This is a genomic window from Candidatus Binatia bacterium (genome assembly GCA_029243485.1).
Classification (GTDB): domain Bacteria; phylum Desulfobacterota; class Binatia; order UBA12015; family UBA12015; genus VGTG01.
In genome coordinates, this window is record JAQWRY010000028.1 from 211,774 (window position 1) to 237,335 (window position 25,562).

General features: G+C 65.4%; 23 protein-coding genes. 10 read left to right on the forward strand and 13 right to left on the reverse strand.

Going from position 1 to position 25,562, the window contains the following annotated elements; translation table 11 throughout:
- Positions 1-215 precede the first annotated feature (215 nt).
- From P8R42_09985 to P8R42_09995, 3 genes are read left to right on the forward strand one after another with little or no spacing between them, the layout of a single operon-like run.
- A complete protein-coding gene (locus P8R42_09985; protein MDG2304970.1) occupies positions 216-1,838 on the forward strand; it encodes a carboxyl transferase domain-containing protein in 1,623 nt (540 codons plus the stop codon).
- Between the two features lie 7 nt (positions 1,839-1,845).
- On the forward strand, positions 1,846-3,771 hold the full coding sequence (locus P8R42_09990) for a biotin carboxylase N-terminal domain-containing protein (GenBank protein MDG2304971.1): 1,926 nt from the start codon (positions 1,846-1,848) through the stop codon (positions 3,769-3,771).
- A 32-nt stretch (positions 3,772-3,803) separates the two neighbouring features.
- Positions 3,804-5,423, forward strand: a complete 1,620-nt coding sequence (locus tag P8R42_09995) for a long-chain fatty acid--CoA ligase (GenBank protein ID MDG2304972.1) — start codon at positions 3,804-3,806, stop codon at positions 5,421-5,423.
- A 360-nt stretch (positions 5,424-5,783) separates the two neighbouring features.
- Here P8R42_09995 and P8R42_10000 read toward each other — a convergent pair whose 3' ends face one another.
- Positions 5,784-7,373, reverse strand: a complete 1,590-nt coding sequence (locus P8R42_10000; protein MDG2304973.1) for a DUF4215 domain-containing protein — start codon at positions 7,371-7,373, stop codon at positions 5,784-5,786.
- Between the two features lie 658 nt (positions 7,374-8,031).
- Between P8R42_10000 and P8R42_10005 the strand changes: the two genes are divergently transcribed.
- Positions 8,032-9,570 carry an aldehyde dehydrogenase family protein gene (locus tag P8R42_10005; GenBank protein ID MDG2304974.1) on the forward strand — a complete coding sequence of 513 codons (1,539 nt, stop codon included), beginning with the start codon at positions 8,032-8,034 and terminating at the stop codon, positions 9,568-9,570.
- 30 nt (positions 9,571-9,600) lie between these two features.
- On the opposite strand, the gene P8R42_10010 is transcribed toward P8R42_10005, so the two are convergent.
- Both P8R42_10010 and P8R42_10015 read right to left on the reverse strand, forming a co-directional pair.
- The gene (locus tag P8R42_10010) at positions 9,601-9,957 is read right to left on the reverse strand and encodes a hypothetical protein (GenBank protein ID MDG2304975.1); all 357 of its coding nucleotides are present in this window, start codon (positions 9,955-9,957) and stop codon (positions 9,601-9,603) included.
- Positions 9,958-10,033: 76 nt separating this feature from the next.
- Positions 10,034-10,636 (reverse strand): acyl-CoA dehydrogenase family protein, encoded by a 603-nt coding sequence (locus P8R42_10015; GenBank protein MDG2304976.1) that lies wholly within the window; start codon positions 10,634-10,636, stop codon positions 10,034-10,036.
- Between the two features lie 27 nt (positions 10,637-10,663).
- On the opposite strand from P8R42_10015, the gene P8R42_10020 reads away from it, so the two are divergent.
- A complete protein-coding gene (locus P8R42_10020) occupies positions 10,664-11,191 on the forward strand; it encodes a hypothetical protein (GenBank protein ID MDG2304977.1) in 528 nt (175 codons plus the stop codon).
- Positions 11,192-11,362: 171 nt separating this feature from the next.
- Positions 11,363-11,518: a hypothetical protein gene (locus P8R42_10025; protein MDG2304978.1), complete on the forward strand. Its 156-nt coding sequence runs from the start codon at positions 11,363-11,365 to the stop codon at positions 11,516-11,518.
- A gap of 155 nt (positions 11,519-11,673) precedes the next feature.
- On the opposite strand, the gene P8R42_10030 is transcribed toward P8R42_10025, so the two are convergent.
- The 10 genes from P8R42_10030 to P8R42_10075 all read right to left on the reverse strand — a co-directional run bounded on the left by P8R42_10030 (position 11,674) and on the right by P8R42_10075 (position 21,895).
- A complete protein-coding gene (locus P8R42_10030) occupies positions 11,674-11,949 on the reverse strand; it encodes a TMEM165/GDT1 family protein (GenBank protein MDG2304979.1) in 276 nt (91 codons plus the stop codon).
- 11 nt (positions 11,950-11,960) lie between these two features.
- Positions 11,961-13,022: an alpha/beta hydrolase gene (locus P8R42_10035; GenBank protein MDG2304980.1), complete on the reverse strand. Its 1,062-nt coding sequence runs from the start codon at positions 13,020-13,022 to the stop codon at positions 11,961-11,963.
- Between the two features lie 64 nt (positions 13,023-13,086).
- Positions 13,087-14,163: a hypothetical protein gene (locus P8R42_10040; GenBank protein MDG2304981.1), complete on the reverse strand. Its 1,077-nt coding sequence runs from the start codon at positions 14,161-14,163 to the stop codon at positions 13,087-13,089.
- 33 nt (positions 14,164-14,196) lie between these two features.
- The gene (locus tag P8R42_10045) at positions 14,197-14,664 is read right to left on the reverse strand and encodes a nitroreductase/quinone reductase family protein (GenBank protein MDG2304982.1); all 468 of its coding nucleotides are present in this window, start codon (positions 14,662-14,664) and stop codon (positions 14,197-14,199) included.
- Between the two features lie 10 nt (positions 14,665-14,674).
- Positions 14,675-15,763, reverse strand: a complete 1,089-nt coding sequence (locus tag P8R42_10050; protein ID MDG2304983.1) for a Zn-dependent alcohol dehydrogenase — start codon at positions 15,761-15,763, stop codon at positions 14,675-14,677.
- A gap of 73 nt (positions 15,764-15,836) precedes the next feature.
- On the reverse strand, positions 15,837-16,940 hold the full coding sequence (locus tag P8R42_10055; protein MDG2304984.1) for an amidohydrolase family protein: 1,104 nt from the start codon (positions 16,938-16,940) through the stop codon (positions 15,837-15,839).
- 9 nt (positions 16,941-16,949) lie between these two features.
- Positions 16,950-18,746: a homoserine O-acetyltransferase gene (locus P8R42_10060; protein MDG2304985.1), complete on the reverse strand. Its 1,797-nt coding sequence runs from the start codon at positions 18,744-18,746 to the stop codon at positions 16,950-16,952.
- Positions 18,747-18,759: 13 nt separating this feature from the next.
- Complete coding sequence (locus P8R42_10065; GenBank protein MDG2304986.1) at positions 18,760-20,064, reverse strand: O-acetylhomoserine aminocarboxypropyltransferase/cysteine synthase; 1,305 nt, start codon at positions 20,062-20,064, stop codon at positions 18,760-18,762.
- 104 nt (positions 20,065-20,168) lie between these two features.
- Positions 20,169-20,804, reverse strand: coding sequence for a TetR/AcrR family transcriptional regulator (locus P8R42_10070; protein MDG2304987.1), 636 nt, complete (start codon positions 20,802-20,804; stop codon positions 20,169-20,171).
- A 2-nt stretch (positions 20,805-20,806) separates the two neighbouring features.
- Entirely contained in the window at positions 20,807-21,895 is a 1,089-nt protein-coding gene (locus tag P8R42_10075; GenBank protein ID MDG2304988.1) for an alkane 1-monooxygenase, read from the reverse strand.
- 145 nt (positions 21,896-22,040) lie between these two features.
- Here P8R42_10075 and P8R42_10080 point away from each other — a divergent pair, with 145 nt between their 5' ends.
- The 4 genes from P8R42_10080 to P8R42_10095 all read left to right on the forward strand — a co-directional run bounded on the left by P8R42_10080 (position 22,041) and on the right by P8R42_10095 (position 25,552).
- A complete protein-coding gene (locus P8R42_10080; protein ID MDG2304989.1) occupies positions 22,041-23,240 on the forward strand; it encodes an iron-containing alcohol dehydrogenase in 1,200 nt (399 codons plus the stop codon).
- 367 nt (positions 23,241-23,607) lie between these two features.
- Positions 23,608-23,916: a fatty acid cis/trans isomerase gene (locus tag P8R42_10085; protein ID MDG2304990.1), complete on the forward strand. Its 309-nt coding sequence runs from the start codon at positions 23,608-23,610 to the stop codon at positions 23,914-23,916.
- A 97-nt stretch (positions 23,917-24,013) separates the two neighbouring features.
- Positions 24,014-24,355, forward strand: coding sequence for a hypothetical protein (locus P8R42_10090; GenBank protein ID MDG2304991.1), 342 nt, complete (start codon positions 24,014-24,016; stop codon positions 24,353-24,355).
- Positions 24,356-24,463: 108 nt separating this feature from the next.
- Entirely contained in the window at positions 24,464-25,552 is a 1,089-nt protein-coding gene (locus P8R42_10095; GenBank protein MDG2304992.1) for a DUF1214 domain-containing protein, read from the forward strand.
- Positions 25,553-25,562: the final 10 nt, after the last annotated feature.

The following is a 25,562-nucleotide window of genomic DNA, read 5'->3' on the forward strand; positions in this document are numbered from 1 at the left end:
GGCTCGTTTGCGGGCTGGGGTGGGGGCATCGTGATTTGGTGTGGGCCCGGTCGCGTGTGTGCGTCCGTCGGCGGCATTCGCCTAGCACGGGACACCGGTCTGTGGCGAGAAATGCGGCCTTTGTCGTTCACGGCGCAGGCTCATCGGTGCGGACGGCGTTCTGAACGGATCTCCGCTCGACACCCCGATACCTCTTCGGTAGATTCGGCCCGGTCGTGAGGGTTCTAGAGTCGCGGGTCGACGCTGGCTCGGCGCGTTACGCCGAGAACTTTGCCGCGTACGAGAAGATACTCGCAACGCTGCGTGAACGCCAGACGTGGGCCATAGAAGGCGGTGCGGGGCGGGCGCGCTCGATCGAGAGGCACCTCGCGCGCGGGAAGGTGCTGGTCCGGGACCGGATCGACCTCGTCATCGACGACGGCACCCCGTTCCTCGAACTCTCGACGCTCTCGGGTTACGGCCAGTACGAGGACGCGGCGCCAGGGGCGGGCATCATCACCGGCATAGGGCTCGTGCACGGTGTGCCCTACGTCTTCGTCGCGAACGACGCGACGGTGAAGGGCGGCTCGCTTCTGCCCGTGTCGATCAAGAAGCACGTAAGGGCGCAGGACATCGCCCTCGAGAACGGCTTGGGAGTGATCTATCTCGTCGATTCGGGCGGGGCATTTCTCCCGCTCCAGGACGACATCTTTCCCGACAAAGATCACTTCGGCGGTAGCTTCTATCGCCAGGCCCGTCTCTCTGCGCAGGGCCTCCCGCAGCTCTCGGTCGTCCTCGGCGGATGTACGGCCGGCGGGGCCTACGTTCCGGCGCTCAGCGACGAAGTGATCATGGTGGACGGCATCGGTCGAATTTTCCTCGGGGGGCCTCCGATCGTTAAGGCGGCACTCGGCGAGATCATCGAACCCGACGATCTCGGCGGCGCGGTGTTGCACACGCGGACGTCCGGGGTGAGCGACTATCTCGCCGATGCCGAGCGCGAGGCGTACGGCAAGCTTCGCGAGATCTGTGCAACGACGAATCAGCGGCCGATCACCGAGCGCCAGGGATGGGCGAACTTTGCCGACCCGGAGCCGCCTGCGTTCAATCCGGCCGAGATCTACGGGATCGTGAGCGCCGACGATCGCATCTCGTTCGAGGCGACCGAGATCATCGCTCGTCTGGTCGACGGTTCGCGGTTCTCTCCGTTCAAGCCCGAGTGGGGGGAGTCGATCGTCTGTGGGTTTGCGCGCGTCTGGGGGCACCTCGTCGGTGTGATCGCGAACGACGGGATCATCTTCAACGAGTCGGCGTTGAAGGCGACGCACTTCATCGAGCTCTGCGAGCAGCGGCGGGTGCCCCTCCTGTTCCTGCAGAACACGTCGGGCTACATGGTCGGTCGCGACTCCGAGGCCGCTGGAATCGCAAAGAACGGCGCGAAGATGGTGAGCGCCGTCGCGAACGCGACGGTGCCGAAGTACACCGTTTTGATCGGCGGGTCCTACGGGGCCGGCAACTACGGGATGTGCGGGCGCGGCTTCAACCCGCGCTTCTTGTTCGCGTGGCCCAACTCGCGCATCGCCACGATGGCGTCCGAGACCGCGCAGACGGTTCTGGTGGACATTCGCCTCGCCGGGATGAAGGGGCAGGAGACGACGGACGAGCAAGTCGCGGCGCTTCGCGCCGAAGTGGCCGCGCAATACGACACGCAGTCCGATCCGTATTACGCCACGTCCCGGCTCTGGGACGACGGTCTGATCGATCCCGTCCACACGCGGGATGCTCTGGGCCTCTGCCTTGGAATGGCGGCTCGACAGGACGAGCCGGCTCCGGGGCCGGGCATCGTCTACCGGATGTGAGGCTGTCGTGAGGATTCTCATCGCTAACCGGGGAGAGATTGCCCGGCGGATTCAGCGCACCGCGCACCGACTCGGCCACGAGACCGTGGCAGCCTACGCGGACCCGGACGCGAATGCTCCGTTCGTCGCGGAAGCAACGTTCGCGACGCGGCTCGGCCCCGTGGGGCTCGGGGAGTCCTACCTCGGGGTGGAAGCACTACTCGCGGCCGCCGAGCGGACCGGCGCCACCGCCGTGCATCCGGGCTACGGGTTCCTCTCGGAGAACGCGGCGTTCGCGCGCGCAGTCGAGGGCACCGGACGGATCTGGATCGGCCCCCACGCCGAAGCGATCGAGAAGATGGGCTCGAAGATCGAGGCCCGCCGAATCGCAGCCGCGGCGGGTGTCCCGACGATCCCCGGTTTCGATGAATCGCAGGACCCGGCGACGTTGGCCGAGGCCGCCGGTCGCATCGGGTATCCGGTCCTGGTGAAGGCGGCTGCGGGTGGGGGCGGGAAGGGCATCCGTATCGTTCACGAGGCGGGAGCGTTTGCGGACGCCCTCGACCAAGCGAAGTCCGAGTCGCGCCGCTCGTTCGGGGACGATGCGATGATCGTCGAGCGCTACATCCAGCGCCCACGTCACGTGGAAGTCCAGATTGTCGGGGATCGCCACGGTGCGCTCGTAGAGCTCGGGACGCGTGAGTGCTCGGTGCAGCGCCGCTATCAGAAGATGCTGGAGGAGGCGCCGGCCCCGAACCTTCCGGATGCGACACGCGAGGGCCTGCGTAAGTCCGCCGCCGATTTGGCGCGTGCAATGCGGTACGATTCCGCAGGCACCGTCGAGTACGTGGTCGACGCGGAGACCGGCGATTACTTCTTCCTGGAAGTGAACACGCGGCTGCAGGTCGAGCACCCCGTGACGGAGGCCGTGACCGGCCTCGACCTCGTCGAGCTGCAGATCCGTTCTGCTGCGGGCGAGCCGCTCCCGATTTCGCAGGAGGAGGTGTCGCTCTCCGGTCACGCGTTCGAGGTGCGCATCAACGCCGAGGACCCGGCCGCCGGCTTCGCGCCGCAGATCGGATCGATCACCGCACTGCGCGTACCCGACGGCGTGCGATGGGACAGCGGTGTGGAGCGCGGCTCGGAAATCACGCCCTACTATGATTCGATGATCGCGAAGCTGATCGTCTTCGGCCCCGACCGCGAGGTCGCCCGGCGACGTCTCGCTGCAGCGCTCGACGAGATCCTCGTCGGAGGGATCACGACGACGGCCGGATTCCATCGATGGCTCGTCGAGCAACCGGCGTTCGTCGCGGCCGAGATCACGACGCGCTTTCTCGACGAGACGGAGATCGGCGGTGCGGGAGAGCCGACGGAGGCGGCGGAGGCCGCGGCGCTGGCGTGGGTGCTGGCCCGTCGTGAGCACCGCGATCCGGGCCCGTGGGGTTCCCTCGGGCCCTTCCGGGTCACCGGCCATCGCCCGTCGCGCAAGGTGTTCCTAGTGGACTCGGACGAGAGCGTGCACGAAATCTGCCTGCCCGACGTTCGTGCGACACTCGGCACCCACCTGGTGGTCGAGGGATCGGACCAGCGCTCGTGGCCGGTGGAAGTCGACGTCGAGGAGCGAACGGTGGCGATCGGCTCCCGGGGGCACACGCACAGCTTTCGGGTGCGCTCGCGAAGCGACCACTGGGCGCCGTCGGCCGACGCGGGGCATGGGTCGGCGTCGGCCATCGTTGCGCCGTTTCCGGGCGTGGTGACCGAGGTCCGAGTCGTGCCCGGGGGCGAGGTCCGGGCGGGCGACGTGCTCGTAGTGATCGAAGCGATGAAGATGCTCCACTCCCTGGCGGCGACAGGTCCGGGCTGCGTTGCCGAGGTCCGCGTGGCCGTCGCGGACCAGGTCGTGTCCCATCAGGTGCTGGTCACCTTCGAGGAGCGCGCAGGCGACGCTTGATCACGAGCGATGGATCCCCGAGGATCACTCTCATGATCACCAGCACGATGCAGGACCGCCCTCTGGGCATTCGTGAGATTTTCGAGTATGGCCGTCGCGTCCATGCGGGTTCGAAAATCATCACCTCCGAGGGCGATGCGACCCGCGAGTCGACGTTCGCCGAGGTCGCCGCCCGAGCGGACAAGCTCGCGGCCGCGCTCACGAAGCTCGGTGTCGGGGAGGGCGATCGGGTCGGCACGTTCTGCTGGAACAATCAGCACCATCTCGAGGCGTACTTCGCGGTGCCGTGCATGGGAGCGGTCCTCCATACGCTGAACCTCCGGCTCTTCCCCGAGCAGCTCGCGTACGTGATCAACCACGCCGAGGACAAAGTCATCCTCGTCGACGCGTCGATCGCGCCGCTCCTGGCGCGGGTGCGCGATCAGCTGACGACTGTAGAGCACATCATCACCGTTGGTGAGGGCGACACGTCGGGTCTGGGCGACACGCTCGATCTCGAGACGCTGCTCGCCGCCGAGGAGCCGGGGTACACGTATCCCGACCTCGACGAACGGGCCGGAGCCGCGATGTGCTACACCAGCGGAACGACCGGCAATCCCAAGGGTGTGATGTACAGCCATCGGTCGTCGTATCTGCACTCCTTCGCGGTCGTGGGTGCGCACGCGCTGGCTCTGAACCAGCACGATCGAATCCTGCTCATCGTGCCGATGTTCCATGCGAATGCATGGGGGCTTCCATACGCCGGATGGATGGTCGGCGCGGACTTCGTGTTGCCACAGCAGTTCCTTCAGGCCGAACCGCTCGGAGGCCTGATCGAAAAGACGAAGCCGACCTTCTCCGGCGCGGTGCCGACGGTCTTGAACGACATGCTGCACAATCGACCAAACACCGACATGTCCTCGTTGCGTCTCGTCATCTGCGGCGGAAGCGCCGTCCCGGCGAGTCTCATTCAGGCCTACGACGACGCGTTCGGAGTCCCGATCCTGCAGGGCTGGGGGATGACGGAGACGAGCCCGCTCGCGGCGCTCGCCTGGGTTCCGAAGGGCACGCCGCCTCAGGAGGCGATGGATTGGCGCGTTCGTACGGGGCGCGTGTTGCCTGGTGTGTCGATGCGGATCTGCGATGACTCCGGAGCCGAACTTCCTTGGGACGGCGAGACCGTCGGCGAGATCGAGGTCGCGGGCCCGTGGATCGCCGGTGCTTATTACAAGGATCCCGCGCCCGACAAGTTCCACGACGGTTGGTTGCGCACAGGTGATGTCGGAACGATCGAGCCGAACGGCTTCGTGCATCTGAGTGACCGCGCGAAGGATGTCATCAAGTCGGGCGGCGAGTGGATCAGCTCGGTCGACCTCGAGAACACCCTGATGGGCCACGACGACGTGTTGGAGGCCGCGGTCATCGGGGTCCCCGACGAGAAGTGGGACGAGCGTCCGCTCGCCTGCGTCGTTCGCAAAGAGGGCAGCCGGGTCGCCCCGTCGGAGCTTGGGGCTTACCTCGAAGGGAAGGTCGCGAAATGGTGGACGCCCGAGAGATGGAGCTTCATCGACGAGGTTCCGAAGACGAGCGTCGGGAAGTTCGACAAGAAGGTGCTTCGCGCCGCGTTTGCCAAGGGGGAACTCTCGGTGGAGGCGCTCGACGGAGGCAGTTGATGCTGCATGTAATTCCTTGACGGTCGACAAGGGATCCGCGTAATCGCCGGGTCGCGCGACGGGGAATCTACGTAGGGTCCCGGTCGCTCGACCAGGAAAATGCCCCGGGCAGGAAAAGCCGATCGCGGCCGCCAAGCCCTCACGGGCAAGAGACGGCCCGAAGCGCGCAAGCGCTCGCCGGGTCCAGCCTCGCTCCTAGGAAACCCGCTCCCGGATCGAGAGCGCGGCTCTCGAGGCCGATGTTCGACGTCGTTCGTGAGTGGTTGGAGTTCGCGCAGGGCGCCGGTGTCGCCCGAACTCATCGAGGAACAAGCGCACCTAATCGTCCGGCTTCTGTTGCCCGGCCCCCTTTGGGCTGCCCTATTGCAGCAGCCCCTTGCAGTGCCCGCGTGCGCCGGTGTCCTGACAAGCCCACCAGGTCTCGGCGCGGCAGATGATGCGCTCTTCCTCGAAGCGGATCTGAAACTCGACGAGGCGACTGCGCACCTGTCCGGCCTCCACCTTGTCGAGTAGGGCGTCCATCCGGTCGTCTCCCGGAAGCTCGAGGTTGAAGCGGCTGTAGTTGTTGTTGATGCGCAACGTCATGAAATCGTTGGAAGCGTCGTCGTGCTCCCAGCCGTGGTTTCCGCTGCGTTCGAAGTACGAGAGGCTCCCGATCGGGAACTCCCGCTCGAAGACCACACCTTCCTGCGGTGTACTCGCCTGTACGACGACAGTCTCCTGGCCCAGGTCGACGACGAGGTCGTCGGAGGGTCCGGCCACGGTGACGTCGATCGCCTCCATTCGGCCGTTGGCCTTCAGGCGGGCGTTGCCTTGCTGGTCGCGGGAGAAGGACGGATCGCGGAACATCTCGCAGAAGCGGTACGCTGGGGGGTCGTCGGGGGGAACGACGCACTCGTTCGAACAGCCATCGCCTTGGGCGTCGTTGCCGTCGTCGCACTCCTCTGTCCCGTCCAGCAGACCGTCCCCGCAGTAGCTGCAATCGTCCCGACAGGTCCGGGCCGGTACGCCGCCGTCCACGGGTGCGAGGACCATGCCGACTTCGCAGGTTTCGCCGACGGCGGGCTGGACCGCGCCGTCACCGCAGGTGGGGGCTGGCGGAGAGATGGGCGGGAAGCAGTTGTTCGAACAGCCGTCGTCTTCGATCAGGTTGCCGTCGTCGCAGGCCTCGCCGGCGTCGACGTTGCCGTCACCACAGAAGGGTCCGAGCGGGGAGGGCTCACACTGGTTCGTGCAGCCGTCGTCCTCGACCGAGTTGCCGTCGTCGCAGACCTCGCCAGCATCTATCGCTCCGTTCCCGCACGTCGCCGACGGCACGCGCGGCTCCGGGAGGCAGGTCACGCGGACGGTCGCGAGATCACGGTAGTACGCACCGTCGATATCGCGGTGTCTGTGGAAGGAGAAGGGATTGGACGTGAGCGCGCCGTCCTCGAGGAGCATTGTCCCCGGCGGCTGCAGCGGAGCCCGGGTCAGGTTCGTCGCGTCCGTGGTGACAATCGGCGTCGCGCTGATCTTCACACGGTACGGACACCTCGAGGGAAGGTCGATCTGGAACGTGTTTGTCTTCGCGTGCGCCTGCTTGCGGCAGCGCAACTTGTCGCCGACTTCGAAGCAAACCTCCGGTACGACGAAGTACCGGCGTTGACGGACGCCGTTCTTCCGCGGGCCCCAGACCATGCCTTCGAGGGGAATTGGGTCTTCCGTCAGGAGATCGTTTTGAAGGACGATCTCGTAGTTCTCGATCCGGCACGAGAGAGCCGGGCCGCGGCCCGTTGCGTCGGCCAACACGTAGAGATCCTCTTTGCGGGCCCCCTCGGTGTCGCTCGCGTCTCGACAGACGACACGGGAGTACGCGTCGCCCTCTTCGAATTTCCAATCCACTTTCGCATCCGAGCCCTGCGCGGAAAGCAGGACGACGAAGGTGAGAACGGCACCGAGGCACTTCTTCATGGCGGAGGTCCTTCCGAAATTTGTGGGAAACGTGCGGGAGTCGGGCTGGGGCGCGGTCCGCGGGGGAGATCAGCATGCGGGATCGGTCTCGGAGACGGCAAGGCAAAAAAAGGAATGCAAACCGCCTTGGCCTCGGCTGTCCTCGTGCCGATGGCGCATGCGCTACAGATCGATCGCCCGGGCACCTCAGTCGCGCGGATGCCCTAGGTTGCACGTCGTAAGGAGCTGGTCGGGACACCGGGCCGCGATGTCAGGTTAGGAGGTGCGCAGACGGAACGCTCCCGAAGCAGCCCGATGGTCCGAGCTGGATTCGTATTGATCTTCATGATGATGGCGGCGGCTTGCAGCGCAAGCGGATCGTCCGGCGAGGGCTCCGAGCAAGGTTACGCCCAATAGTGTCGGGTCGATGATGGGCTTGGGCAAGTTGCCGTCGAAATCGCCTGCGATGTTGGGCGGGGCTTCGGCCATGCTCGACCACAGAACCGGGAGTCGGTCGAAGGGGGGGCCGAGCTCGCGTAGCCGGAGGATCACCTGGTCGGTGCGGAGGTCTTTCTTCTCGAGGTTCGTGATCAGGACGCCCGGTCGGGTTCGCGCATTCCGGGGAAGGGGGAATCCGCGCAATCGTGCAGCCGGGGGTGGCGGGGGCTAGGAACCGGTCATGGCCATCTATGAACCCATCGAGACCCAGAACGGCCGGCGATCGTATCGCCTGCGATCGCCCGTCGACCTCGAGCCCATCGGGGAGCTGACCTGCGCGACCCGCGAGGAGGTCCAGGCGGCGGTCGACCGTGCGCGCGCGGCGCAGCCCGCGTGGGCGGCGAAGAGCTTCGAGGAGCGGGCGGCGGTGATGTACCGGATGACCGAGCTCCTGATCGAACAACAGGATCGCGTCATCGATACCGTCATCCGTGAGACCGGCAAGCCGCGCGCCGAGGCCATGGCTATGGAGGTCTACGCGGCCTGCGATTCACTGGTATTTTACGCGAAGCGCGCAAAGAAGTTTCTTCGCCGCGAGAAGCGGCGGCTGCACGGGGTTCTGGCTATCCTCAAGAAGGCCTACGTCGTGTACAAACCGCGCGGTGTCGTGGGGGTGATCACCCCGTGGAACGGCCCGTTCGTTCTGTCGCTGAACCCGGCAGTTCAGGCGCTGATGGCCGGCAACGCGGTGGTCATCAAGCCGTCGGAGGTCACACCTTATTCCGGCGCACTGGTCGCCGATATGTTTCGCGAGGCGGGACTGCCCGAAAATCTGGTCCAGGTCGTCATGGGTGACGGCGTCACCGGTGCAGATCTGATCGCGGCGGGGCCGGACAAGGTCTCTTTCACCGGCAGCGTCGCGACCGGCAAGAAGATCGCAGTGGCTTGTGGAGAGCGTCTGATCCCGCACACGCTCGAGCTCGGCGGAAAGGATGCGATGGTTGTCTGCGGGGACGCGGACATCGACGCCGCGGCGAAGGGCGCCCTGGTGGGTTCGTGCATGAACACCGGGCAGTATTGTTGCGGTACCGAGCGAATCTATGTCGTGAAGGACGTCTACGACGACTTCGTCGCCAAGGTTGTCGAGGGGGCAAAGGCCCTGCGCCAGAGCGACGATGTGGACCAGGCCGACGTCGGTGCCACGTTCTGGGATCGGCAGCTGACGATCATCGAGGATCACGTGGAAGACGCCCTTCGCAATGGTGCGCGAGCCGAGGTCGGGGGCGGGCGAAACCCGGACCTGAAGGGGCTCTATTTCCAGCCGACGGTCCTCACCGAGGTCACGCAGGACATGAAGATCATGCGCGACGAGACCTTCGGGCCGGTGGTTTCGATCATGAAGGTCGCCGACGAGGATGAAGCGGTTCGGCTCGCGAACGACTCGCCCTACGGCTTGAACGGCAACGTCTGGACGAAGGACGCGGCCCGAGGCATCGAGATCGCGGTGCGCATGGAGACTGGCGCCGCGAGCGTCAACGACATGGCGCTCAGCTACGGAGTGAACGAGGTACCTTTCGGGGGGGTGAAGGAGTCCGGGGTTGGGATGGTGAACGGCCCCGAGGGTTTGCGCGGCTACTGTCACGCGATGCCAATCATCGTTCACCGCTTCGGGTCCGGGCCCGCCAACTCCTACCCGTACACGGCAAAGAGTGTTCAAGACATGGCAAAGGGGATGAAGTTCTTCTGGGGGTCGAGTTTGATGCGGCGCTTGTTCGGCTAGGTTCGCAGCCGGCCGAGTGCGGGCTGGGACTCAATCGGACCAGTTGACCGGGCCGGGAAACTCTTCCTCGAGCGCGCGCTCGACCCACGGTTTGATGTCGTAGTTTTCCTCGAAGAGGCCCCCGCAGCGGCCGCCCTCACCCTCGACATGCGCCTTCCAGGGCTCATCGAACATCGAGAAGTACAAGCCGATCACCTCTTCCATGCGCGTCCACGTGACGAAGTTGTGGAAGTAGAACGCTGCATTTTCCTCGCTCGGAATCGCCGCGCCGACGTCTTGGTGCGCGAGTACAACGCTGTGCACGTCCGCCGTGGTGACGGATACAGCGGGCGAGGCACGCGAGTAAGACGTCGATTTCGAGCTGCGCGTCGGGGAGATTCGTGCCAAGGGCGGGATCCTGGCCCTCGTGGTGGTAGGGCCCGACGTTCACCCCCGGCTGTCGGGTCGGCCGAGTGCGGAGGCTTCAGCCGAGGCCAAGTCGCTTTGCGACGATCACCTTCATGATTTCGTTCGTGCCGGCGCAGATGGTCTGGACGGCCGCGTCACAGTAGTCAGTCGAGATCGGGTACTCCTCCATGAAGCCGTACCCGCCGTGGAGCTGCAGGCACTCGGACGCCACGCGCTTCTGGAGATCGGACGCCCAGTACTTGCCCATCGAGACCTCGGTCACGATGTCGTCGCCACGCACGTGCGCGGCGAGCAGCTTGTCGGTGAAAGCCTGCCCGATCCCGTAGTGCGTCTCGAGTTCCGCGAGCTTGAACTGGGTGTTCTGGAAGTGGCCGATCGACTGCCCGAACGCGCTGCGCTGCTTCACGTAGGCGAGGGTGTCGTCGAGCGAGCGGCGGACGAAAGCCATCGAGCCGACGCAGATGCAGAGCCGCTCCTGTTGGAGCTTTTCCATCAACATCGTGAAGCCCTGGCCCTCCTCGCCCAGCAGGTTGGTCCCGGGGACGCGGCAGTCGTTGAAGAAGAGCTCGCTGGTGTCCTGACCCTTGAGGCCGATCTTGTCGAGATTGCGACCGCGCTCGAAGCCGGGGCGATCGCCTTCGAGGAGGATCAGGCTCATGCCCGCGAGCCGCTGACGACAGACGAGATGGAACCCGTTCGCCGCTGGATTCAGGCGGGAGCGCCCGAGGGGGGTACGGTCCTCGAGAGGGAAGAGCTGGTCGATGGGTGCCTCCCGAAGCCGCAGCCGATCTCGATCGAGCCCCTCGAGCCGCCCGCGCCGGACGCCGGCTTTCAGATGGCGATGCCGCCCTGGTCTCTCGCCGCGGGTTCGGAGAACGAAGTATGCTTCGCAACCTGGGCCGACTCCTCGGATCAGGTGCCCGACGAGTTCAAGTCCGAGGACGGGAACCACTTCTACTACAAGGCGTTCGAGGTTCGGCAGGATCCCGCGAGTCATCACCTCGTCCTGCACGCACCGGTGCAGACGTTGTCGGCCGGAGAGTACGTCGATCCGTCGCGGGTGAACGGTTGGGCCCGCATGGGCGGCGCGAACGAAGGGCAGACGTCTGACTCTCTCGACGACCCGTGCCGCGAGGGCATCTGTGCCAGCCGGATCGAGGAGGTGAGTGGGTGCACGCAGTACAACAACGCTCGTGACCTGCTCCTCTTCTGAAATTCGCATGCGTTCAACCTCACGACGACCGACCTGAAGCTGAACAGTCGGGCCAACTTCGAGTTCGCGACCGAACGCGAGTACGCTCTTCGAAACTTAGGTGGTTTCATCAATAGCGTCGGCATTCAGCGCCTCATCGCGGAGGGCACGGCGCCGTATGCGGAAACGCCGATGTGCGACGAGTTCATCCTGCCCAAAGGGGCGCGCGTGACGTCGCTCAACTCTCATACGCACCCGCGCGGCGTTCACTTCTGGTACGAGCTGCCAAGCGGCGAGCACGTGTACGACGTCGGCTGCGACGACGCAGCCTGCGACTCGTCTCGCTAGCTGCGGGCGACGGCGTCTGGGATGCCTGTCAGATCATGGGCGGCGTCACGACTGAGAACGAGATGTTTGGCGCCGATATCAGCTACTACGTTCAGTAGATCCTAGCCTGTATGCGTGACGCGCGGTGGTGCCGCCGCCGTCACGCCTGCGGAAATTCATCCGGCTTCGCCGATGAGCATCCACGCTCCGATCGCGATGAAGCTGACCGCCGCAATCCGTTGCAGGACTTCGGGGGACACCCACCGCGTGACGACGCTCCCCCCGAGGACCCCGAGCAGCGTCACTGCCACCAGGGCCAGGCTCGCGCCGAGGAACACGGCCCCCGGCGCGCCGGTCCGCGCGACCATGGTGACCGTCGCGAGTTGGGTCTTGTCGCCGATCTCTGCGAGGAATATCAGTCCGAAGGTCGAGAGGGTCGTGTTCCAGTCCATGGGACCGGGTTCTATGGGGCCGGAGCCGCAATCGGAAGCACGCGGTCGATCAACGCCCGCTGGAACTCGTAGGGAGCCTCGATCGGCACGAAGTGTCCTGCATTCTCGAACCAGACCAGCTCGATCTCGGGTGCGGAGAGCTGGGCCGCCCAGTCCTCCACGAGGGGAGTGGGCGTGTTCCAGTCGTGGCGACCGTTGAAGAAAAATACCGGCACCTCGAGCCGAGGGATCTGCGTGCGTAGGTTGGTCTTCTCGACCTCGGGCCAGAGGGTCGCGAGGCTCCGTTCCATGCAGCTCAGGTACGAGAGGCGGTTGGCCAGCGTGTACTCCCGGCCGAAGAACAGCGAGGGCAGAACCGTCTTCGCTTGATCGACGGCGTAGATGCTGCCCCGGTAGCGGTGGAGGATTTCGCGCTGGGTCCGCAGCTGGTCGTTGTCGGCGTACGGGGGCGCGATTTGTGCGAGCGCGGCGAGGGCCTCGGTGTCCTCCCGGCGTTTCGCTTCCTTCTCGACCCACGCATACGATAGCTCTTCGTTCTGCCGGCCGTCCACGAGCTGACCGACGCCGATGTAGGCGTGGTAGAGATCCGGGCGGCGTTGCGCGGCGAGAGCGCCGACGAGGCTTCCCCAGGAGTGACCCAGGAGGAAGATCTTGCCGTCGTCCCCGAAGCGCGCCGCGAGGATCTCGCTCAGCTCGATGGTCTCGGTGACGATACCGTCGAGGCTGATCGTGTCCCACTCGGCGCCTTCGCATGACGCGCCTGCGCCGCTCTGATCCCAGTGGACGACGACGAACTCGTCCTCGAGCAGCTCCGAGTAGGTGCGGGCGATCGGAAGGTGTCCGGTGCCGGGCCCGCCGTGGACGTAGAGGAGGACCGGCGCCGCGGTATCCCGGCCGCGCACGAGGATCGCTTGCTCGACGCCGCCGAGGTGCACCCGTTCGATTGTCGCGATAGAGCTCGGTCCGTCGATGGCCGGGGTCGACGGTGGGAGGAGTGCCCAGATCACGAGCGCGACCGCGAGGCCGGCCACGAGAAGGCCGACCCCCTGAGCGATTCGTTTGAGAAGCTTCATCGGGCTCACTCGTTCGAGGGGCGCTTCCTCGCACGTCTACTGGGCGCGGTCGCCCGCCCGGGGCTCAGCGTTCGACCGAGTGTGTCCCCATGCAGCCCGTGATCATCGGAAGATCGAGATAGGTCTTGATCCCCGGATCGTGGGCTTCGCAGACGAGGGGCACCGCGTTCACCAGGTGGTATCCGGTGGTGGAGAGTCCTTCCTTTACGCGCTGTTCCTGTGGCATGCCGGGCGGGAAGTCTACGTCGATGACCAGGTTCGGATCGCCCTCGATGTTGATGCGCCAGCCCGACGAGCGGGGCAGGTCGTACTTCGATTCGAGCCGGTTCTGCTCGAAATCGTCCATGTACCAGATCTGTTCCTGGACGATCTCCGTTCCCTCTTTGGTCGTGCCGACGTGCTTGTAGTGGTTCAGCGCGATCGTTCCCTTCTCGATGATGCCGACCGCCGTCTCGATGTCTTCCTTCGCGAGGATCCAGTCGTTGAAGCCTTCGTAAGACACGACCTCGGAGCCGAGGCCCTCTGCGATCATGTCGATGGGCTCGTGCCAGCTGTTCGCGAGGTGCTCGAAGATCGGATTGTTCTCCGCTTCCTTCGGAGTCTTGCCGAGGTTCATCACTTCGCGAATGACCCCGGGGGATTGGTAGGCGCGGCAGTCCCCGCACTCGGTCATCGTGATGCGGTCGATCCGATTGCACCAACCGGAGAACGTCAGCGGGAAGCGCTCGGCGATGCCGCCGGGGTTGCAGCCGGACGCGTGGAAGTTGGCACCGCCTTTCTTGCAGGCTTCGGTAATCTGCGCTGCCGAGCTCGGGTTCTGAATGAAGGGGAACCAGTAGGGGCAGGGCGTCACCACGTGCTTGCCGGCTTCGAGGAGTCGACACATTTCGTCGAGGTCCCAGGGCATCGGGCAGTAGAGGATACAGTCCGACTCGAGTGCGAGGATAGCGTCCACGTCGCGGGTGGCGAGGATGCCGGTCTTGTCGATGCCGACGATGTCGCCGGCGTCCTTGCCTTCCTTCTCCTCGCTGTAGACCTTCACTCCGACGAGCTCGAGGCGGGGATGACGGACGGTGGCGCGGAGCGCGGCGCTGCCCACGACACCGGTCGCCCACTGGATAACCTTATACGTCTGACTCATCGGGATCTCCTACTTGCTGGTTGAAATGCTGGTTCAGGATTCGAGGCGTCGTAGTCGGTAGACGCGAATGTTTCGTTCGGTTCTGGTTTCGTAGATCACCATTTGGGGGATGGCCTGCTTTACGTCATCCCAGATACGGTCCTTCTCCTGATCGGTCAGAGCCTCGGCCCGAGCGGTGAACCTCTCGCCGACCGCCTGAACCCGAACCTCGGGATTCGCTTCGATGTTGTACCTCCAGGCGGGGTGTTTCTTCTGTCCCATCGCGCTGGCGACCACGTGGAGGTCGCCAGCGTGTTCCACGGACGCGAGGTGGACGGAGTGGGGCCGCCCCGACCGGCGGCCCAGGGTCGTGAGGGTCACCATCGGCATCGTCGGCGGGCCGAACGTCGTAAGGCGCCCGTTTGTCGCCTTGAATAGCACGGGGTCCAAGCGTGCCGCGACGTTCCTGATCCACCACGTGAAAGCGGGGGAGGTCGAAACCTTGACGATTCGGTCATCCATAGCAGTGCTCTCAGTCGTAGACGATGACCTGCCGGGCGACCTGCCCGCTGCGCATCTTGTCGAACGCGTCGTTCACCTGTTCGAGCGGGATGCGCGACGAGATCATCTCGTCGAGGTGCAAGCGGCCGTCGAGATAGAACTCGATATACTTCGGCATGTCGAAGCGGAACCGGTTCGAGCCCATAAACGAGCCGGTAATCTTCTTCTCCTGAAGCGTGAGGTCCGCGGCGGAGAAGGCCACCATCTCGGTCATCGGCACGACGCCGACGAGAACTGTCGTGCCTCCGCGTCCGGTCATCGCGATGGCCTGCTGCACGGTGGGCACGAGGCCGATGCACTCGAACACGAAATCGGCGCCGCCGCCGGTGAGTTCATGCACGGCCGCGACGGCGTCCTCCTCTTTCGCATTCACGGTGTGGGATGCGCCGAACGCCTTTGCGATCTCGAACTTCCATGGCTGAGCGTCGATCGCGATGATCTTGCCGGCTCCAACGATGCGGGCACCCTGGAGCGCGGCGAGTCCGACACCGCCGAGGCCGATGATGACGACGCTCGCGCCGGCGGGGATGTTGACCGTGTTGAGTGCGGCACCGAGGCCGGTGGTGACCCCACAGCCGATCAAGGAGGCGCGGTCCAGCGGCATGTCGTCGCGGATCTTCACGAGCGACCGCTCTGGACACAGCATCTTCTCGGCGAAGGAGGAGAGGTTGGCGAACTGGCCGAGCGGCGAGCCGTCGCCGGCGGTGAGCCGCGGCGCGGAACCCTCCTGTCGGCCCAGGAACTGCGTCAGACAGAGATAGGGTCGACCTTCCGTGCAGAACTTGCAGACGCCGCACCAGCTGTTCAGGCAGCCGATCACGTGGTCCCCCGGAGCGAAGTCGGTCACGCCGGCGCCGACCTCCTCGACGATTCCGGCCGGCTCGTGCCCGAGGATGCAGGGCGGCGGGAAGGGGAGGCCGCCTTCGATCACCGTCAGGTCACTGTGGCAGATCCCCGATGCGGCGGTCTTGAGGAGGACTTCGCCCGGGCCGGGGCTGTCGATTTGAACGTCTTCGATCTCGAGAGGGGCGTTGTTCGCCCGCATGACGGCTGCCTTCATGGTGTGATCCTTTCGCTACTGGTTCGGTATCTAGTGCACCGCCGTCGACAACGCGTCAACGGTGATGGACTCGCTAGCGGTTTGGCGAGGTTTTCAAATCGAACCCATCCGGGGTGGCAAGGCCGTATAGATTCACTGTGTTACGCCAGGTCATGTCATCGGTAGAGTCCTGGGGTACGCCGGCGAACTGCGTCTCCAGGACCTCCCGTGACTTCGGGTACGTGCCCTCGGGGTGCGGATAGTCAGAGCCCCAGAAGAGGCACGCATCGCCGGTCGTCGCTCGGTTCGTGATTCCGACGGCGTCGCGTTGGAACGTGACGCCGCCCTGCCGACGGAAGTACGCACTGGGTAGCTCGGCGAGCTTCGGCTTCACGAACATCTCGTGCTCGAGATAGGCCTCATCCATCGCATCGAGGGCCCACGCGAGCCAGCCGGCACCGCATTCCACCATCATCACGCGGAGCTTGGGGTGTCGTTCGAGCACGCCGGACGCGCAGAGGAGCGTCGCCGTTTCGATGGGACCGGAGAGCGTGACGACATAATTCGTGACGGCGCCGCCGGGCCCTCGGACCGGTGCCTGGTGACGACCGGAGCCGGCGTGAAAGGAGAGACTTATGCCGAGCCCCGCCGCGGTCTCCCAGAGCGGTTCCCACTCGGGAAGGTTGTACGGCAGCGCGTCGGAATGGGCTGGAAGGAGCCCCGCCACGACCCCGCGCGGTGCGAGGCGTTCGAGTTCTCGGGCGCAGACGTCGGGCTGCGCGGACGGGAGCATCGCGACGGGTACGAAGTGCGGGTCCTGAAATGCGTCCACGAGCCAGTCGTTGTAGACCTCGCATACGGCGGTCTGGAGGAGCCGGTCTTCGATGGAATAGGCCGTGAAGAAGGCGATCGTGGGGTAGAGCACTTCTCCGGACACGCCGTCGCTCGCCAAGGCCTCGAGGCGGGACGCCGGTTCGTTCTGGCCCCACGCGGCGAGGTCGGCGAGGCTCCCCTCGGCCATGCCGTCGGGTGCTTTCGCGAGCTTCCGGAGCAACCGGTTCTCGACGACCATCGAGATCATGCCCTCGCGGACTTCGACGCGGGGGCCCTGTTCGCGCAGGGAGGGGGTCAGGTTGGCGCTCCACAGGTCCGCGGGTTCGCTGATGTGGCCGTCGGCGGAGATGGCTAGTCGGATCATTTCAGTTCCTCATCGGGTGAGTGCGACGACCGCGATGTCGGCGTTGAGGTTGGGGTCGGTTTCGATCTCGCGGCCGGATTTCGAATCGACGTAAATGGCTTCCACGATGCGAATGTTCCTTCCCTCGCAGAGTTCCTGGAAGTCGAGGATCGAAGGGAAGCGTCGGTTCGGGGTGTCGTGCCAGTCGTACGCGTACAGGCCTTCTTCCTTGGGGAGCCGGCCTTGCTTCATGAACATGTCGCGCAGCGGCGCATGCGCGAAGTTTGGAAAGCTCACGATCGCGCGCCCGCCGATCCGAACGAGTTCGTCGAGGACACCGGCGACATCGACGATCGATTGTAGGGTCTGCGAGAGCAGGGCGACATCGAACCTCTGGTTCGGCACCGCCGCGATCCCCTGATCGACGTCGGCGTGGATGACGTCCAGGCCGCGGGCGATGCACTTGGCTACCTCGCGCTGATCACGTTCGACGCCGAGGAGCGAGGTGTGGCCCCGCTCGCGCAGGATGGATAGGAGTTCGCCGTCGCCGCAGCCGAGGTCCACGACGCTCGCCCCGCGGGGTAGGAGGCGCAGGATCATCTCGTAGTCGAGTCGGTCCGCGTAGAAGATGCTGGTCGGCTCCTCGACCCGCCGCTCATCCGGGCTGGACGTGGGCGTTACAGCTGCTGGCTCGCTTGCGAGGAACGAGGCCACCATGCGACCGCCCAACTCCATGGGCTGCGGGAGGAGGAACGAGTCGTGACCGGCGGGGCTGGTGATCTCGCAGCTGCTCACGGACTTGGATTGGCCGACCAGGGTGTCGCTTAGCTGCCGGGATGCAGAGGGAGGGTACAGCCAATCGCTGGAGAAGCTGAGGAACAGCCAGCGGCACGTCGACGGGGCCAGGCGTGCCTGCCTCGTCTCTTGTGTGTCGCCGAGGTCGAACAGGTCCATTGCGGTGGAGAGCGTGATGTAGCTGTTGGCGTCGAATCGTTCGACGAATCGATCGCCCTGGTGGGCGAGGTACGAGCCGACCGAGAAGGTGCTCTCGAATGCGCTGTCGACGGCGCGCGGCTGCAGGCGGGTGGGGTCGAACTTGGCCCGCATGGACTCGTCGGAGAGATACGTGATGTGTGCGAGCATCCGAGCGAGAGCGAGACCGGCTTCGGGTGCTTCGGAACCGTAGTACTGGCCCTCGGCGAAGTTTGCGTCCTGGCGGATTGCGTTTCGCCCTACGATGTCGAAGGCGATTCCCTGGCTGCTGAGGCGGGGGGCCGCGGCGATCACGATCGCGGACGCGACCCGGTCGGGGTGGCCGGCCGCCCAGGTGAGTGCCTGCAAGCCCCCGAGGGATCCGCCGACGACGCAGCGGAGCCGCTCGACTCCGAGGGAGTCGACGAGCTGGCGTTGGAGCTCGACCATGTCGGCTACGGTGATGACAGGGAAGTCGGCGCCGTACGGGCGGCCCGAGGCCGGGTCCACGAAGTTCGGGCCCGTGGTCCCTCGGCAACCGCCGAGGACATTCGCGCAGATCACGAAGTACCGCGACGTGTCGATCGGCTTCCCGGGCCCGACGAGGAGGTCCCACCAGCCGGGATCGTCGTCCGCATGGTGACGCGCGACGTGGGAGTCGCCGCTCACGGCGTGGCAGATCAGGACCGCGTTGTCGGCCGTAGGATTGAGAGTGCCCCAGGTCTCGAAACACACGCTCGGCTCCGGTAGCCGAGCGCCGTTCTCGAGTTCGAGCGTATCGTTCGATGTCCACGTCTGCGCGTGGCGAAGCGGCTTCGCGTTGCGGAGATCGTCAGAGCTGGTGGACGGGTTCAAGGTTGGTCGACCTTCAGCGGCTCGCGCGCAGTGCCTGATCCAGATCGGCGATGATGTCGGCGGCGTCCTCGATGCCGACGGATACGCGTATGTACTCTGGTGTCACGCCGGTCGACGCTTGCTCGTCGGCGGCCAGCTGCGAGTGCGTGGTCGAGGCGGGATGGATGACCAGGGTCTTCGCGTCACCGATGTTCGCGAGATGACTCGCGAGCTTCACGTTCTCGATGAACTTTTTCCCGGCGTCCTGGCCGCCACGGATTCCGAAGCCGAGAAGCGCACCGGCACCGTCGGGCAGGTACCGCTTGGCCGCCGCTGCGTGGGGGTGGTCGGGGAGGCCGAGGTAGTTCACCCACTCGACGTCCTCGTGTTTCTCGAGGAACTGCGCAACGGCGAGCGCGTTCTCGCAGTGTCGCGGCATCCGTAGGTGTAGGGTCTCGAGGCCCTGGAGTGTGAGGAACGCGCCGAACGGGCTCATGCAGGCGCCGGTGTCGCGGAGCCAGTGCGTTCGCATGTGCATGATGTACGAGATGTTGCCCATCGGGCGAAGGGCCTCCTCGAAGACCGCTCCGTGGTACGACGGCGAGGGGCCGCAGACTTCCGGCCACTTCTCAGGGTGGTCGGCCCACGGGAAGTTCGCGCTGTCGATGACCATGCCGCCGATGTGGACGCCGTGGCCGCCGATGAACTTCGTCGTCGAGTAGATGACGACGTCGACGCCGTGCTCGATCGGGCGGAGTAGGAGCGGCGTCATGACCGTGTTGTCACACAGAGTCGGGAGATTGTGCTGGTGCGCGATGTCCGTGATGGCCTTGAAGTCCGGGACGTCGTTCTTGGGATTGCCGACGCTCTCGAAATAGACGCAGCGCGTGTTCTCATCGACGAGGTCGGCGATCTGTTCGGGCTTGTCGGGGTCGAAGAAGCGGGCCTCGATGCCCAGGTTCTTGAACGTCTGGCAGAAGAGGGTCCAGGTGCCTCCGTAGAGGCTCGTGGAAGATATGAAGTTCTGTCCGGCATGGCAGATGGTGAGAATCGCAGCGGTGATCGCCGCTTGTCCCGACGAGAAGCTGAGTCCCGCCGCGCCTCCGTCCATGGCCGCGAGACGCTTTTCGAGCACGTCGTTCGTCGGGTTCATGAGGCGGCTGTAGATGTTCCCGAACTCGGTGAGGCCGAAGAGGTTCGCGGCGTGCTCCGTGTCGTTGAAGACGTAGGAGGTCGTCGCGTAGATGGGGACGGCGCGCGCGTTCGTCGTGGGGTCGGGCTCCTGCCCGGCGTGCACGGCCATCGTTCCCATGCTGTGGGGCTTGATCTCTTCGCTCATGGTTCCGTCTCCCTGAAGTTCGAGCCTGCGCGTATCGCGAGGCTACGAACGGCGACTTTATGGGAACGGGGAGAGACGCCGCAATCGACCCGGGGCGTTCGGTTCTACTCCGGTGCGAATGCGCCGCGCAGGAAGGCGCGCAGCTCGATCTTGCGGGCGCGCATGGCGGCTGCCGCGGTCGGCTCGCCCCCGACGAGCTCGTGCCCGAACTCGTCCGGCGCGACCGCCGGGTAGAGGAGGAAGACGCCGAGCAGGTTCACCAGAGCCTGGCGGACGTGGACGCGCCGGATGATCCCGGCCCGGCGGGCCTTCTCGAGCCACCCGCCGATGATGCCGAAGATCTCGCGTTCGAGACTGGCGAGTCCCTCCGGCATGGTGCTCTCTTCCAGATCCGGGCTGACCAGGGAGCGCAACAATACGGGCCCGGTGTCCGGCGTGCGTGCGAAGTGGTCGGACAGGGCATCCGCGACGTCGAGGAGGTGGTCGAGTTCGGGTGGTTCGTCGAGAGCGAGCGGCGCGACGACTTCGAGGATGCGCCCGAGCTCGCGGTGCAACATCATGTGCAGGAGCTCTTCCTTGCTCGCGAAGTGATGGAAGAGGGTGCTCTTGTGCAGGCCGACCTGGTCGGCGAGCATCTGCAGGCTCATGCCCGCGGGGCCGTGCCGGGCGAACAGCTGCGCGGCGGTTGCGAGGATCCGCTCGCGTGAGGCGTCGTCGCGGCGACGGGCGGGGAGGGCCATCCTCAGCTCTCCGCGAAGGGGCCGAGACCCCGTTCGCGCAGTCGCGCCGTCATGATCTTCTGGAAGCGGTCGTTCCGGAACATGACGAGGTAGTCCATCGCGAAGTAGCCTGTCGGCAGCTTCGGGCTCTCGTCCCAATGGCGGAGTTGTTGGAACGGCCTCGACGCGTACGCATGGTGATCTGCGTGCCGTGAAAGTCCGACCAGCGCGAAGAGGGTGAAGCTGGACTCGGTGTCCCACGAGTCGCAGGGGCTCACCTTCCGGCCGCTCCGAACGAGGCCCCAGTGCTCGAAGTAGTTGACCTGCTCGAGGGCGCGGATGGCCTGAGCCGCCTGCGCGAGAAACAAGACGAAGGCTGCAGGCCCGAAGACCGCCCACATGCCGAAGGCCAGGGTCAACTCCGCGAGGAGTCCGTGAACGACGCGGCTCTGGAGCATTCTTAGGTCCCACCATTTCATGTCGGCGTCGCCGAGGCGGGTGGCTTCGAGTCGCCAGGCGCTGCGGAACTGGCCTGGGAGTGTGCGGCGCAGGAAGGGCCAGAATTTCTCGCCGAAGCGCGCGGTCGCCGGATCTTCGTTTGTCCCGACGCGAACGTGATGGCCGCGCAGGTGCTCGGTGTAGAAGTGGTCGTACATCACCGTACATAGGAGGAGTCGGCCGAGGAGGCGCATGCGCGCCTCGCGCCGGTGCGTGAGTTCGTGTGCGACGACGATGCCCGAGATGCCCGAGTTCCCGCCGACGAGCACAATGGCGACGATGGCATCGACCGACCACAGGGATTGGATCGTGAAGAGCCATCCGAGGAGCACGATGTTCAGCACCTGGACCGCGACGAGGGCGTAGAGGATCCCGTTGAACGGGCCAGTTGGGGCTTCTTCGGCTGGTTCGTGTCGGGCGGAACCGCTGTTGTGGTCGAGCCAGTCGACCAGCGGCAGCGGCAGCAGCCACAGGAGGGCAACCGGCCAGGAGTGCGGCCCGGTCGCGAGAAAGCTCAGCGTGAGCAGTGGGAACGCAAAGCACAACAGGTGCTTCGTCCAGACCCGGACGGCGGCGCGTGGCCTGCGGGTGGCGGATAGCGTGGCTGTCGACATGATTCTCCCCCAACCGTTCGGTTGGGTATTACCAACCAATCGGTTGGGAGGCAATCCGGGGCGGTCTGGGCGTGCGTCGGGCCGCGGCGGAGCGCTATAGGATGCATCGAGGTCGCGGAAACCCGCGAGACGGAGGGATCGATAGATGTTTGCTTTGAAGAAGGCCCTGCACGCGATCGTGATTGCGATCACGAAGGTCGGAGCGAAGCTGCTTCCCGACCGGGTTCCGATGACCTTCATCGGAACGGACTCGACCAGCGAACTGTGCACGTCGCTGGCCCAGACGGCAAAGACCAAGGTCCTGATCGTCACCGACGCCGGCCTCGTGAAGGCGGGCATCGCGAAGCGCGTGACGGATGCGCTCGATTCGGCGGGAGTGGGCTGGTCGGTCTTCGACGGGGTCGAGCCGGATCCGACGTTCACGCAGGTTGATGCAGGTCTCAGCCAGTTGGCCCGCGACAAATGTGACGCCGTGCTCGCGGTGGGCGGAGGCTCCTCGATGGACGCGGCAAAAATCATCGCGGCGAGCGCGACAAACGGCAACGACGCGCACAAGCTCGAGGGCATGATGAAGGTGCGACGGCCGCCCCTGTCGCTCTCGGCGATTCCCACCACGGCGGGGACCGGTTCGGAGGTCACAGTGGCGGCCGTCGTCTCGGATAGCCAGACCCACGAGAAGAAGTTCTTCGTCGATCCGAAGCTGTTGCCGGAGATGACGGCGCTCGACCCCTCGCTCATGGCGGGCCTGCCCCCCGCGATCACCGCCGCGACCGGCATGGATGCGCTGACGCATGCGATCGAGTCCTTCATTTCCAAGACGAGCAACGCGCAGACGGAGCGTTGGGCGACTGCGGCTGTTCGCCTGATCTTTACGAATTTGCCGACGGCGTACGCCAATGGAAGCGATCTCGACGCGCGGAAGGCGATGGCGATCTCGTCGTACTACGCCGGGTTGGCCTTTACGCGCACGAGTGTCGGCTACGTGCACGCGATCGCGCACACGTTCGGCGCCTACTATCGGACGCCCCATGGAATGGCGAACGCGATCGCGCTGCCGCACGTTCTGGAGTTCTCGAAGAACGAGGCCCGGGAGCAGTTGGCGGCGCTGGGCGACCTGATCGGCGTCCCCGGCGGAAGCGAGGCGGAGAAGGCTGAAGGGTTCATTCGCGCGGTCCGTGAGCTGATGGCGCGAATCGGCATTCCGTACACGCTCGAGGCGCTGCGAACCGACGACATTCCCGCAATCGCCAAGCAGGCGCTCGCGGAGGCGCACATGAACTATCCGGTGCCTCGCTACATGGGCCAGCCTGATTGCGAGAGGCTCCTGCGCGACATCGTCGCCTGAGCATCTTCGTGCGAAGGCCGTTGCTTCTGACGCTACTCGGAATCGACCAAGCAAGATCTCAATCTCCCCGCCGAGCATCTGAGCGAGTTTCCCGTCGGGAAGTTCCTGCTGCAATACGGCATCGAGCAGCGAGAGTACCTTGACCGGCTTGAGGACCTTTACGCGGCGGACGATCCGGAGAAAAAGGGCCCCACTCTCGCCGCGATCTGGGATGGCGCCGGACACAACACGGAGGCGGTCCTGCAGACGCTGGCTGCAACGAAGGGGTCGTGGTTCGCACATCTTCGGGAGGTGACCCGGCTGCGGATCCCGTAGGGGAAGGGTGCGATCGTGTATCCCGTCATGCACAATCGCAGCTCGTGCCAGCGTGGCCTATATGTTCGACGAGTCGGCGCGGCTGGTTCCGGAGGGCGACACGTTGACTCTCGTCCAGGGCTACCTCGGCAGCTATCCGAACTTCGGGTTTGATATGCAGGCGGGCGATCTGGGGGAGTTCGGGAGGCGCCTCAAGACGGTAACCGAGGCAGCGGGGATCGAGGCTTTGGCCATCCGCCTCGGCGTGCGGCGGACGAGTCCGGAGTCCTGGACCACGATGGATTGGATGGCCGAGGATTTCGTCCGCAGGCAGCCGGCCCAGGCGGGGCTGCTCGATCTGGGTCGGTACGAGAACTTCTGAGGTGATTCCGCGCAAGAGGATCCCTCGCGCCGATTAGCGTGCTAGGGTGGTGAACGCGATGGGACGCCCTGACTCAAGATTTGATGGCAACTGCGGGATGTTTGCTATAGCGGTTGCCGATGCCTCCCGTTTGGCCGGCAAGACGCCGGTCATCGTGATCGCACATGATGCCGAGTCGATGGAGCACTTCCGGCGCGGGCAGTTCCATCTGTATCACGTCGCTATCGAGGTCGACGGGATACTCTGCGACGCGCGCGGCCGGATCCAAACGGACGATGAGATCCTGTCGTTCATGACGCCGCCGGTTCCTCAGGCGAAGGTCGACCGTTTCGCCGTCGACGCCGACTTGAAGTCGATCATCCGGCGAAAGACCCGTTGGACGATTTCGTTCGAGAAGTACGCGGACGAGGCGACGCGGCTTATCGTCGATCTGAGCTAGCCCCCGCCCCCGTGTCGGCACAATTGGGGCGCGGCTCGCTGGCGCACTGAGCCTGCTTCGTCCCCTGCGGCTTGCAGTCTGGGAACTCTCCGTGTTGGAGTGGTCCGCATGGCGACGCCGCAGACCGACGAAGCGTGGAAACTGTTCCGCAAGATGCTCGACGACATGGCCCAGATGGTCGACGAGGATGCGGAGTGCGATCTCGAGCGGCTGGAGGGGATGCGTGTCCTCGGTCGCGTGACGACGATGGCGCTCGAGCTCAACCTCGACGTCGAGGCCGACGCCCCGCGCTTGTACTCGATGGACACGCCGACCCGTTTCGTCGGCGGCCCGAATCCGGACGGCGAGTATTTCCTGTCCATGATCGACGCAACGCAGGCGTACCGGGTGCGTGGGCAGCGTGGGTCGTCGGTTTATCTGGGCTTTCAGATCCTCGCCGGAATCGGCCTCAACCCCCGCCGCATGGGGACCAACGTGCCGGACAAAGAGCTGGAAATTCGCCCGGACGGGACGTTCGCTCTCGTGTTCGCCGCGACGAAGCCGAGCGATGCGGAGCTGGGGGGCGATCCGTGGGTGGAGATCCCCGACGATTCGTCGGCCCTCGTCGTCCGCGAGTACTTCGCAGACCGCAGCGCCGAGACCCCCGCCGGTCTCTCGATAGACCGGCTTGAGCCGGCGAGCGTACCCGCGCTACCGCAAGATGGCTCCATCGCCGAGAGGTTCGCGAGTGCGGCCTTCACAATCGCGAAGATGATCACTCTCCACCGCACCGTGAAGCCGGAGATGCTTGACCATCCGAACGAGTTCTTGACGGCAGACGGCGAGGAACTCGGTTCCGAGAACACGACGCCCGACAATCTCTACATGATCGGTTCGTGGCGTCTCGCGCCCGACGAGGCGCTGGTCTTGGAACTCTCGCCGCCGGCGACCCGCTTCTGGAACGTTGCGATCGCGAACGTCTGGCACGAATGTATCGAGCCGCTGCGGCGCAGGAGCTCCGTCACGAACGCGGGTGCGGTCGCGCGGGCGGACGGCAGCGTGCGGGTCGTGATGTCGGCGACGAATCCGGGTGCGGCGAACTGGCTCGACACGGGCGGCCGGGGCCGCGGGTTCATGGTCGTTCGGTGGCTCGACAACCCGTCTGCACCTCCGGTGACGACCCGCGTCGTGCCGCTGGAGGACGCGGCCGACCGGTAGCCGCCCTGCG

Bases quoted from the DNA above. Each gene is read 5' to 3' on its own strand.
- P8R42_09995 (MDG2304972.1), top strand. From the start codon at position 3,804: ATGATCACCAGCACGATGCAGGACCGCCCTCTGGGCATTCGTGAGATT.
- P8R42_10000 (MDG2304973.1), bottom strand. From the start codon at position 7,373: ATGAAGAAGTGCCTCGGTGCCGTTCTCACCTTCGTCGTCCTGCTTTCC.
- P8R42_10005 (MDG2304974.1), top strand. From the start codon at position 8,032: ATGGCCATCTATGAACCCATCGAGACCCAGAACGGCCGGCGATCGTAT.
- P8R42_10015 (MDG2304976.1), bottom strand. From the start codon at position 10,636: ATGAGCCTGATCCTCCTCGAAGGCGATCGCCCCGGCTTCGAGCGCGGT.
- P8R42_10020 (MDG2304977.1), top strand. From the start codon at position 10,664: ATGGAACCCGTTCGCCGCTGGATTCAGGCGGGAGCGCCCGAGGGGGGT.
- P8R42_10025 (MDG2304978.1), top strand. From the start codon at position 11,363: ATGTGCGACGAGTTCATCCTGCCCAAAGGGGCGCGCGTGACGTCGCTC.
- P8R42_10030 (MDG2304979.1), bottom strand. From the start codon at position 11,949: ATGGACTGGAACACGACCCTCTCGACCTTCGGACTGATATTCCTCGCA.
- P8R42_10035 (MDG2304980.1), bottom strand. From the start codon at position 13,022: ATGAAGCTTCTCAAACGAATCGCTCAGGGGGTCGGCCTTCTCGTGGCC.
- P8R42_10040 (MDG2304981.1), bottom strand. From the start codon at position 14,163: ATGAGTCAGACGTATAAGGTTATCCAGTGGGCGACCGGTGTCGTGGGC.
- P8R42_10045 (MDG2304982.1), bottom strand. From the start codon at position 14,664: ATGGATGACCGAATCGTCAAGGTTTCGACCTCCCCCGCTTTCACGTGG.
- P8R42_10050 (MDG2304983.1), bottom strand. From the start codon at position 15,763: ATGAAGGCAGCCGTCATGCGGGCGAACAACGCCCCTCTCGAGATCGAA.
- P8R42_10055 (MDG2304984.1), bottom strand. From the start codon at position 16,940: ATGATCCGACTAGCCATCTCCGCCGACGGCCACATCAGCGAACCCGCG.
- P8R42_10065 (MDG2304986.1), bottom strand. From the start codon at position 20,064: ATGAGCGAAGAGATCAAGCCCCACAGCATGGGAACGATGGCCGTGCAC.
- P8R42_10070 (MDG2304987.1), bottom strand. From the start codon at position 20,804: ATGGCCCTCCCCGCCCGTCGCCGCGACGACGCCTCACGCGAGCGGATC.
- P8R42_10075 (MDG2304988.1), bottom strand. From the start codon at position 21,895: ATGTCGACAGCCACGCTATCCGCCACCCGCAGGCCACGCGCCGCCGTC.
- P8R42_10080 (MDG2304989.1), top strand. From the start codon at position 22,041: ATGTTTGCTTTGAAGAAGGCCCTGCACGCGATCGTGATTGCGATCACG.
- P8R42_10090 (MDG2304991.1), top strand. From the start codon at position 24,014: ATGTTTGCTATAGCGGTTGCCGATGCCTCCCGTTTGGCCGGCAAGACG.
- P8R42_10095 (MDG2304992.1), top strand. From the start codon at position 24,464: ATGGCGACGCCGCAGACCGACGAAGCGTGGAAACTGTTCCGCAAGATG.